Source organism: Clostridium tetanomorphum (genome assembly GCF_017873215.1).
GTDB lineage: Bacteria > Bacillota > Clostridia > Clostridiales > Clostridiaceae > Clostridium_AO > Clostridium_AO tetanomorphum.
The window spans coordinates 19,945-27,163 of record NZ_JAGGKA010000034.1 but is presented as its reverse complement, the minus strand read 5'-3'; the positions used below and the strand labels follow the sequence as shown (position 1 = coordinate 27,163).

The following is a 7,219-nucleotide window of genomic DNA, read 5'->3' as shown; positions in this document are numbered from 1 at the left end:
ATATGAGCACGAAGTATTCTTAGAAATTATAGAATACTTCGTGCTCATTTATCTGCTTAATTCGATATCAAGAGAAAAAGCATAGCTTTTTCAGTAGCCTCAGAGAAATTCTATGGCTTTTTTTAATTTACAAAACTATAAATTTTAATTATTAATTAAAATATTTTTTATATTGATAAATAACATATGTAATATTTCAATTGTTTTTAAGATGAAAATATATGATAGATTTTAATTATTGATATAAAAGCTAAATACAATGATAAATGTTGAAGAAAACTTTTTAATATTTGATATAATGAATGTTTTGGTTATATTCTAATCATAAATTATTTGATATTTATAAATATGTGGTGTAGAATAATACTGTAAAATGTAAAATTTAAAACTATATCGGAAGGAGAATTAAATAAAAAATGACTACAGCTATTACAGTATTTTCAATAACCTATTTATTTTTAATTCTAGAGAAGATTCCGAGATATATAGTATCTATGGTAGGAGCATTAATTGTAATAATATCAGGAGTACTTTCTATGGAAGATGCTATACATTTCATAAGTTGGGAGACAATAGGGCTGCTATTAGGAATGTTTATAATAATAAGAGTATTAGAAGAAGGAAATTTCTTCAATTATCTTGCAGTTAAGATTATGGAGTTAGTAAAGTTTGATATTAAGAAAGTATATTTCATTTTCCCTATTATAACTGCAATATTATCAGGCTTTATGGATAGTATAACAGTACTTCTTTTTTTTACTATATTAACAGTAAACCTTTGCAAAATGTTCGAGATAAATCCAGTTCCATTGGTAATTGCTGAAGTATGTACTTCAAATATTGGAGGAAGTGGAACTTTAGTAGGAGATCCACCTAATGTAATAATAGGTAATATGCTTGGATATACTTTTAATGATTTTGTTATGAATACCGGGCCTATTGCACTTATTGCAACAATAGTTGTGACAATTTTTTTCTTTATTTTAAATTATAAATCCATTAAAAATGCCAAAGTTATAACGGATGTAGAAAAAGAGACAATACTAGAAGACAACAAAATAACAGATGAGAAATATGTAAAAGTAGGTTTAGCAGCTTTTATAATTGCAATAGCAATGTTGGTTTTACATCCTATTATAAATAAAGCATTGGGGTTCAATATAAATGCTTCGTGTTCTACTCTTTTACCTGCATTCATATGTTTAATATACTTTGGAAATAAAAGTGAAGAGATATTAAAATCTATTGATAGTGTAACTTTATTATTCTTTATGGGACTATTTATAGTTATAGGAGCGTTAGAAAAGACAGGGGTAATAGCAAAAATTTCTAATTATATAATAAACTTGTCTGGAAATAGTGGAATAACGCTATCTATTGTATTAATAATAGGCTGTGGAGTTATAAGTGCATTAGTTGATAATGTACCCATGGCACTCACAATGACATATGTACTTATGAATATACTAAATTCGTCTCCTGAGTTAATGACTATGAAAAATGATTTAGTTTGGTCTTTAGCTTTAGGTTTGGATATTGGTGGAAATATGACACCTATAGGAGCATCAGCTAATGTAATGGCGTATAGTATATTAGAAAAGAATAACATAAGAATAGGATGGGGAAGATGGTTAAAATTAGCGGTACCACCCACTATATTAGCACTTGGAATATCTGTAATAGGTATATATGTAAGCATTAGATTTTAATTTATCCTGCATAACTTTTATGCAGGATTTTTTCAAAATATGAAGAATATATAACTTTGAACAAAATATAGTTGTAATATGTTAACTTTAAAAGTATAATTAATGAAAATAAACTGTATTAGGAGTGATAATATGGCAGCATCAATTAAAGACGTTGCAAAAGAGGCAGGGGTATCAATAGCTACTGTGTCCAGAGTATTAAACGATGTAGATGTAGTAAATGAGGAAACAAAAAAGAAAGTCTTGGCAGCCATTAAGAAGTTAGGATATAGACCTAATATAGTGGCTAGAAGTCTTAAAACTCAGAAAACAAGCACTATAGGAATAATTATACCAGATATATCAAATCAATTTTATCCTGAGATAGTAAGAGGAGCAGAAGATGTAGCCAATATATATGATTATAATATAATGCTTTGCAATACAGACTTAGATATAGAAAAAGAAACTGAATATCTTAAGGTGCTAAAAGAAAAAATGGTAGATGGAGTATTATATATGAGTAATTCTCTAAATAAGGATACTATTAGACTAATTAATGAATTACAGATTCCTACTGTGTTAGTTGAAACTACAGATAAGGAAAAGAGTTTTCCTAGTGTAACTATAAATAATGAAAAAGCAGCTTATGATGCAGTAAGTTATCTTGCAGGAAAAGGAAATAAGAGGATTGCATATATAGGTCCAAATGATAATATGATGAATGCTACTTCTTTAAGATATACTGGATATAAAAGGGCGTTATTGGAGAATAATATACAGATAGATGATGAATTAGTTTGTTTCTCAGGTATGAAGGCAAAAGATGGATATGAAGCTATAAATAAAATTTTAGATAAGACATCATCTTTAGATGCAGTATTTTGTGCTGGAGATGAAATTGCTATGGGAGCAATAAATTCACTAAGAGATAAAGAGATATCTGTACCAGAAAATGTAGACGTTATCGGATTTGATAACATATATGCAGCATCAATGTTTTATCCTAAATTGACCACAGTATCTCAACCAATGTATGATATGGGTTCTGTAGGAATGAGAATGCTTATTAAAATTATAAATAAGCAAGATTTAGAAAAGAAACATTACGTTTTAGAATATCAATTAATAGAAAGAAATTCATGTAAAAAATAGGAAATAAACTCATCATATAGGAAAAACACGGCGTATGCTGTGTTTTTTTTATTTATTTTTAAAAAAATATGTCATTTGTATAGAGATATTGGTTTACGAAAATTTTGAAATATAAATATTCAAATGGTATAATTTAACATAAAAGAAATATACTTATAGTTTATGCGTTTAAATATTTTTCACCATATATTATAAAATTATGGAGGTATTAATATGGAAACTAGAGATAAGGTCAAAAAACTATTTGAGTATCTCATTAACTTAAAAGGTGTAAATGAAAAAATAATTATCAATATTAAAGAATATGATAAAATTTTTTGGCAAAAAGATATAGAGAATACTAAAGGCTGTACAATAAATAAAGATAGCAATTTTGATTGGTGGATTAAGGTTAGTAAAAGTGCTAAAAATATTTATAGTTATCTATTTAATTTATATCAAGATATACAAAAAAAAGGTGAAAGGCTAGAATTAGTTTATGGTAATGGAATGGTAAATTGGAAAGAAATAAATCACCCTATTTTTATTGTACCTTTGGAGCTGAATTTTGATATAGAAGAAGGAGAATTCTTTTTAAAACCTTCTGGCAATATAAACTTAGAAAGTTATTTTCTACAGGGGTTGAATATAGATTATTCAAGACTAATAAAGTTAAAAGAGGAGATAAAATCTCAAGGTATAGATTTAAGGGAAACTAAAATTTTAGAAGAATACTGTTATAAAATAATGGATATATTGAGTACAGAAGAGATATGTTTAGATAATAAAGATCCGTATAAAACTGTGGAACAACCATCTATAAATATGGAATCTGTATTTTTTGTTAGAAAATCTAGCACAAATTTATGGAAAGAAGAAATAAAAAGTATATTAGATGAGCTAGATAATGGATTGGAGATACCTAAGACCATGGAAGCATTAGTAAATAAAGATATATTATTAGAGGATGAAGAATTAGAAGAACAATGGAGAGAGATAAGTAAAGACTTATTATTCCCTCTATCAGCTAATGAAGAGCAAAAAGAAATAGCTAAAAGAGTTAGTGATAATTTTGGAGTAGTAGTGCAAGGACCACCGGGAACAGGTAAAAGCCATACTATAGCTAATCTAATATGCCACTTTTTAGCTCATGGTAAGACGGTTTTAGTTACTAGTGAGACAGATAGGGCATTAAAAGTTTTAGAAGAAAAGATTCCTGAAGAAATAAGAGATTTATGTATAAGCTTATTAGGCAATGATGTGAAATCTTTTCAGAAATTAGAGGAATCGGTAAGGAGAATAACTGATAAATTATCTTTAAATCCAGTAAGTGTGGAAAAAGAACTAAAGGTTTTAAGAAAAGATTTAAATGACTGTAGAAGTAATCAAAAAATTTTAACTGAAAAATTAAAAGGAATAGATAAAAAAGGAACACAAAGTATAAAATATTTTGGACAAGACTATAATCTCATAGAAATTGCTAAATGGTTAAAGGAAAATGAAAAAGATTATTCATGGATTGAAGATGAGATAAAACCTTATAGTAAAGCACCTATCTGTGAAAGTGATTTTAATAAGTTAATAAATTACTGTGAAAAAATAAAGAAAGAAGATATAAAATCAATTAATGAAATAGGACCTATAATAGACAAGATTCCATCATATATGGAGCTTTATAATAAAATTAATGAATATATTAAGTTAAAAGAAAAGTATAATGTTAATTTAGATTACATAAAAGGATGGAACATTTATGATGACAAAAGATTTCAATATGAAAAACTTATAAATCTATTGGATATTGCTGAATGTAAATTAGATAATATAGAAAAGGGAGGATTTTATCAAGTATTAGTTGATTATTATACTAGCGGAATATTAAAGGAATCAATCTCTGGAATGCTTATGAAATGGAACGGCTATGTAAAAAGAATAGCTATGATAAAAAAAGAGCTAAATAACCATAGCATACAAATAGAAGAAAATATTGATTTAAATCATTTTGAAAATAATTTTAATATAATTTATGAAGAGCTAAATAAGAGAGGAAAGATAGGTAAGCTATTTTTTATGATTCATAAAGAGTGCATTCCTATATTAGAAAAATGTACAGTAGATTATAAACCCATAGAAAGTTTACCACAGGCAGTAATAGTAAAATTATATTTGGAAGAAAAATTTATAGAAAGAAACATATTAAATTTATGGAATAATACTTTTAGATTATATAATAATTTAAAGATAAAAAATGAATATGGTAAAAATAATTTAGTAGTTGTAGAAAAATATATGAAGATAGTCACTGATATAGTTAATTGGAATGAAAAGTTTAAGTTAGAAGCTATAAAATTGTTGGGAAGAATACAATTTCCTATAAATATGGATTGGAATAAGAAGGATACATTATATTATATGAGAAATTGCGTAAATATTATTAAAGAAATCTATTTATATAAAGATACACAAGCTTACTTGCAATCCATAAAAAATTTAATTTATAGTAATAAGGAGTTAGCATTATTATTTGATTCTATAGAAGAATTAAATCTAGAGAAATTGAAAGACGCATTTTTGGAAGTGGAAAGATTAAAGAGAATAAAGTTATATGTTTGTAACATGAATTCAATATTATCCAAGTTAAATCACATGTGTCCTAAACTATGTCTAAAAATATTATCAGGGGAAGTAAGCAACCTTAAAAACTGGAATAGGGCATGGAGATGGAGAGAATGGAATTCTATGCTGGAAGAGTTGCAGACAGAAAATCAGATTGAGCTAGAAGAAAAGTTAGAAAATGAAAAAGAAAAGGAAAAAGTATTAATTAGGGAGGTGGTTTATAAACAAACCTGGTATAATCAAATACTTAATATTTCTGAGAATGAAAAAAGAAGTTTATTCTCTTGGCTACAAGCAGTAAAAAGAATAGGCAAAGGAAAAGGAAAGCATACTTGGGAATATATAAAATTAGCTCAAAGGGAGATTGAAAATTGTAAAGAATTTATACCAGTATGGGTAATGCCAATGAACCGAGTAATAGAAAATATTAAAGTTACATCAAAAAAATTTGATGTAGTTATAATAGATGAAAGTAGTCAGAGTAATATATTTTCTCTATGTGCTTTGATGAGAGCTAAAAAAGCTATTGTAGTTGGAGATGATAAACAAATAAGTCCAGAAGCTATAGGTGTAGAACAAGAAAGTGTAAAGAATTTAATTAATATATATTTAAAAGATATTCCTAATAAAGAATGGTTTGATTTGCAAACAAGTCTTTATGATACGGCATTGAGAGTATTTCCTAGTAGAGTTACTTTAAAAGAACATTTTAGATGTGTTCCTGAATTAATAGAGTTTAGTAATAGAGTTTGTTACTCTGGTGATATAATACCTTTAAGATATGCTGAAAAATTTAAAAGATTTGAGCCATCTATACAGGCTATAAGAATATATGATGGAAAACGTGAGGGAAAAAAAGGGATTAATATAGAGGAAGCAAAGGCAATAGTAGAGAAGATAAAGGAATGTTGTAAGGATAAGAAATATAGAGGCATGTCTATTGGTGTAATATCATTATTAGGAGAAGCGCAAGGAGATTACATTCAAGAACTTTTAAGGAATGAAATTGGTGAGGAAGAAATAATTAAAAGAAAAATAATTTGTGGTGATGCATATTCTTTCCAAGGTGATGAAAGAGATATAATGTTTTTGTCAATGGTGATAGGAGATAATATGAAATATACTGCCCTTACTAAGGAGTCAGATATTAGAAGATTTAATGTAGCTGCAAGTAGAGCAAAAAATCAAATGTGGTTATTTTACTCTATAGAACCTGAGAATTTAAGTAGAGAATGTATAAGATTTGCACTTTTAGATTATTGTATTAATTATAATAATTATCAAAAGGATAATAAAAGTATTAACTATGTATTTTATTCAGAACTTCAAAGAGATGTATATAAATTACTAATTGAGAAAGGATATAATATATATACTAATATAAATATAGGTGGATATATATTGGATTTTGTAATAGAAGGATTTAGGAATAAAGCAGCCATAATATGTGAAAATCAAAGTGAAGATTTATCCCCAACTTGGGATGAAAGTTATGAATCACAACTAAAACTAAAGTCTTGTGGTTGGCAGATTATAAAGATTAGAGGATTAAATTTTTATAGAGATGAACACAAGGTAATGAATAAGATTTTTTATAAATTGGAAAAATTAGGAATATTACCATGTAATGAAAGTGAAGGTAAATGTGGAAGCGAAAAATTATATAAAAATAGCAAAGAACTTAAAGTAGTATAGGTAACTATCTAGTATAAAATAAATCTTTGTTATATAATATAAACATTATAATTTTAGTAATGTAAAATATATAATGAAGGGAAGTA

3 protein-coding genes are annotated in these 7,219 nt (G+C 26.7%); all 3 read left to right on the top strand.

The window, feature by feature from the left end; genetic code table 11:
• Positions 1–416 precede the first annotated feature (416 nt).
• The gene (locus J2Z24_RS20215) at positions 417–1,709 is read left to right on the top strand and encodes an ArsB/NhaD family transporter (protein ID WP_035147616.1); all 1,293 of its coding nucleotides are present in this window, start codon (positions 417–419) and stop codon (positions 1,707–1,709) included.
• Positions 1,710–1,841: 132 nt separating this feature from the next.
• Positions 1,842–2,843 carry a LacI family DNA-binding transcriptional regulator gene (locus J2Z24_RS20210; RefSeq protein ID WP_035147618.1) on the top strand — a complete coding sequence of 334 codons (1,002 nt, stop codon included), beginning with the start codon at positions 1,842–1,844 and terminating at the stop codon, positions 2,841–2,843.
• 213 nt (positions 2,844–3,056) lie between these two features.
• Positions 3,057–7,133 carry an AAA domain-containing protein gene (locus J2Z24_RS20205; protein ID WP_035147620.1) on the top strand — a complete coding sequence of 1,359 codons (4,077 nt, stop codon included), beginning with the start codon at positions 3,057–3,059 and terminating at the stop codon, positions 7,131–7,133.
• Positions 7,134–7,219: the final 86 nt, after the last annotated feature.

Bases quoted from the DNA above. Each gene is read 5' to 3' on its own strand.
- J2Z24_RS20215 (WP_035147616.1), top strand. From the start codon at position 417: ATGACTACAGCTATTACAGTATTTTCAATAACCTATTTATTTTTAATT.
- J2Z24_RS20210 (WP_035147618.1), top strand. From the start codon at position 1,842: ATGGCAGCATCAATTAAAGACGTTGCAAAAGAGGCAGGGGTATCAATA.
- J2Z24_RS20205 (WP_035147620.1), top strand. From the start codon at position 3,057: ATGGAAACTAGAGATAAGGTCAAAAAACTATTTGAGTATCTCATTAAC.